General features: G+C 67.3%; 3 protein-coding genes. All 3 read left to right on the top strand.

Features of this window, described 5'->3' with window-relative positions; all coding sequences use genetic code 11:
- Positions 1-219: 219 nt before the first annotated feature.
- Entirely contained in the window at positions 220-627 is a 408-nt protein-coding gene (locus ACE3TU_RS20580; RefSeq protein WP_374627648.1) for a cytidine deaminase, read from the top strand.
- A gap of 60 nt (positions 628-687) precedes the next feature.
- Positions 688-1722, top strand: coding sequence for a deoxyribose-phosphate aldolase (deoC, locus tag ACE3TU_RS20575; protein WP_374627646.1), 1035 nt, complete (start codon positions 688-690; stop codon positions 1720-1722).
- A gap of 483 nt (positions 1723-2205) precedes the next feature.
- On the top strand, positions 2206-3215 hold a 1010-nt coding region (locus ACE3TU_RS20570), incomplete at its 3' end, for an aldehyde dehydrogenase family protein (protein WP_374627644.1).

The following is a 3215-nucleotide window of genomic DNA, read 5'->3' as shown; positions in this document are numbered from 1 at the left end:
GCGGTGAGCGTGCTCACTGTCTGGCCACAAGCACCGGCCCCCACCTCCCCCGCGACGGGGGAGGCAAGCGCAGCTTGTGAGCGCAGCGAGCTAGCGCAGGTCGGAGGGGGTGTGCGGAACCACCCAGTTGCCCGGCACGCACCCCTCCCCAACCCTCCCCGTCGAGGGGAGGGTGCCCGCCGGTTCACCTGGCACGATCGAGCATCATGAGAATCGACCATGCCCCATCCCCGTGACCCCGAGCTCTTCGCCGCCGCCGAGGCGGTCCGCGCCCGGGCCTATGCGCCCTACTCGAACTTCCACGTCGGCACCGCCATCCTCGCCGATGACGGCAACATCTATGTCGGCTGCAATGTCGAGAACGCCGCCTATCCGGTCGGCAACTGCGCCGAGCCCTCGGCCATCGCGGCGATGCTCGCCGGCGGGGCCCGGCGCATCAGGCGCGTCTATACCACCGGCCCCGGCGCAACCCCCGTCACCCCCTGTGGCGGCTGCCGCCAGCGCATCCGCGAGTTCGCCGATCCCGACGTCGTCGTCGTCTCGCACGGCGTCGACGGCGCGCCGCTCGAGCAGACCATCGGGCAATTGCTGCCGCACTCTTTCGGACCGGAGTTCTTGGGTAGATAATACCCGCAGAAAAACTGCCGCAAAACGGTCGTAGAGCCGCAAGCGGCAAGGAGGCCATCCATGGAACTTCGCGTCGTCGATCAGGCCGCGAGCAAGCCCGCCGGCAAGGCAAAGGCACCGGCGCCGGCAACACCGGACCCCGCTGCCCACCGCCGCAATCCCGGCTATCCGCTCGATCTCGATTGGGTCGAGCGCACGGTGATGAACCGCTCGGCGCTCGAACGCCGCGCCGCGACGCTGCCGGCCCGCCGCACCGTCAAGAAGGATTTCCAGGCCGCCTGGCTGCTCAAGGCCATCACCCTGATGGACCTGACCACCCTCAATTCCGACGATACCCCCGGCCGCGTCGAGCGCCTCTGCGCCAAGGCCCGCCACCCGGTGCGCCAGGATATCCTCGACGGCCTCGGCGCCTCCGGGCTCGCCGTCCGGCCCGCCGCCGTCTGCGTCTACCACGCCTTCGTCAGGACCGCCGTCGCGGCGCTGAAAGGCACCGGCATCAACGTCGCGGCGGTCTCCACCGCCTTCCCGCACGGCCTTGCCCCGCTCTCCACCCGCCTCGCCGAAATCGAGGCCTCGGTGGCCGATGGCGCCAACGAGATCGACATCGTCATCGAGCGCGGCATGGTCCTGCGCGGCGACTGGCAGGCGCTCTACGACGAGGTCAAGGCCATGCGCAAGGCCTGCGGCGACGCCCACATCAAGACCATCCTGGGCACCGGCGAACTCGCCACCCAGACCAACGTCGCCAAGGCCTCGCTGGTCTGCATGCTGGCCGGCGCCGACTTCATCAAGACCTCGACCGGCAAGGAGAAGGTCAACGCCAATCTCGTCACTTCGCTGTCGATGGTCCGCATGATCCGCTGGTTCCACGAGGAAACCGGCATCGAGATCGGCTACAAACCCGCCGGCGGCATCGCCTCGGCCAAGCTCGCGCTCGACTACATGGCGCTGATCAAGGAAGAGCTCGGCACCCACTGGCTCCAGCCCCACCTCTTCCGCTTCGGCGCCAGCTCGCTCCTCACCGACATCGAACGCCAACTGGAGCACACACTGACGGGGCACTACGCAGCGGATTACCGGATGCCGATGGTCTAGTGCGCGGCCACCCCCACCCTCTGTCCCTCCCCACAAGGGGGAGGGAGGCGCAAGAGCCGCAATCGTTGAGTGTGTGGAGCTATCAGTCGTCTCCCTCCCCCTTGTGGGGAGGGATCAAGGGTGGGGGTGGTCCAGTGCGCCGGACACACTGCCCCACCCACAGGGTCATTCCCGCGAAAGCGGGAACCTCCGTTTGCGAACGATCCGCTCGCGCCAACGGAGACAAGGCAAACGGGGTTCCCCGCTTTCGCGGGGACCCGGTGAGGGTGGGGAGGACAAGAGAATGAACAAGATCACCGAAAACGGCCGCCAATAGCGGCCTGCTGTGCCGGGGCCCTTTGTTGCCCCACCCACGGCGTCATTCCCGCGAAAGCGGGAATCTCCGTTTGCGAACGATCCACTCGCGCAGACGGAGAGAAGGAAAACGGAGGTTCCCGCTTTCGCGGGAATGACCCAGTGGGAGTGGAGAGGGAGCGCCTGGAAATGAACAAAATCGCTGAAATCTTCACCTCCCTCGACTACGGCCCGGCGCCTGAAGGCGCGGACGTCGCCAACGCCTGGCTCGCCGCCCACGACGACGCCTTCGGCCATTTCATCGATGGCAAGTGGACCAGGCCCGGCAAGACCTTCGCCACCGAAAACCCCGCGACCAACAAGCCGCTGGCGCAGATCACCGACGGCACGGCGGAAGATGTCGACAGGGCCGTCAAAGCCGCACGCGCTGCTTTCCCGAAATGGGCGGCGCTCTCCGGCCACGAGCGCGGCAAGTACCTCTACGCCATCGCCCGCCTGATCCAGAAGCACTCCCGCCTCTTCGCCGTGCTCGAAACCATGGATAACGGCAAGCCGATCCGCGAGAGCCGCGACGTCGATATCCCGCTCGTCGCGCGCCATTTCTACCACCACGCCGGCTGGGCCCAGCATCGCGATCGCGAGTTCCCCGACCACGTGCCCTACGGCGTCTGCGGCCAGATCATCCCGTGGAACTTCCCGCTGCTGATGCTCGCCTGGAAGATCGCCCCGGCGCTGGCCGCCGGCAACACCGTGGTGCTGAAGCCCGCCGAGTTCACCTCGCTCACCGCGCTGCTCTTCGCCGAAATCTGCGAGAAGGCGAAGCTGCCGCCCGGCGTCGTCAATATCGTCACCGGCGAGGGCGACACCGGCGCCGCCATCGTCAACCACCCGGAAATCGACAAGATCGCCTTCACCGGCTCCACCGAAGTGGGCAAGATCATCCGCCGCGCCACCGCCGGCACCGGCAAGGGCCTGTCGCTCGAGCTCGGCGGCAAGTCGCCCTACATCGTCTTCGACGACGCCGACATGGATTCGGCCATCGAAGGCCTCGTCGATGCCATCTGGTTCAACCAGGGCCAGGTCTGCTGCGCCGGCTCGCGGCTCCTTGTGCAGGAGAGCATCGAAGCGCGCTTCCTCGACAAGCTGAAGAAGCGCATGGCCACCCTGCGGGTCGGCGATCCGCTCGACAAGGCCGTCGA

It is taken from the genome of Devosia sp., assembly GCF_041917035.1.
Classification (GTDB): domain Bacteria; phylum Pseudomonadota; class Alphaproteobacteria; order Rhizobiales; family Devosiaceae; genus Devosia_A.
This window is presented reverse-complemented; position numbering and strand designations above follow the sequence as displayed.

Excerpts from the sequence above, each read along its gene's own strand:
- ACE3TU_RS20580 (WP_374627648.1), top strand. The coding sequence starts at position 220 with ATGCCCCATCCCCGTGACCCCGAGCTCTTCGCCGCCGCCGAGGCGGTC.
- deoC (WP_374627646.1), top strand. The coding sequence starts at position 688 with ATGGAACTTCGCGTCGTCGATCAGGCCGCGAGCAAGCCCGCCGGCAAG.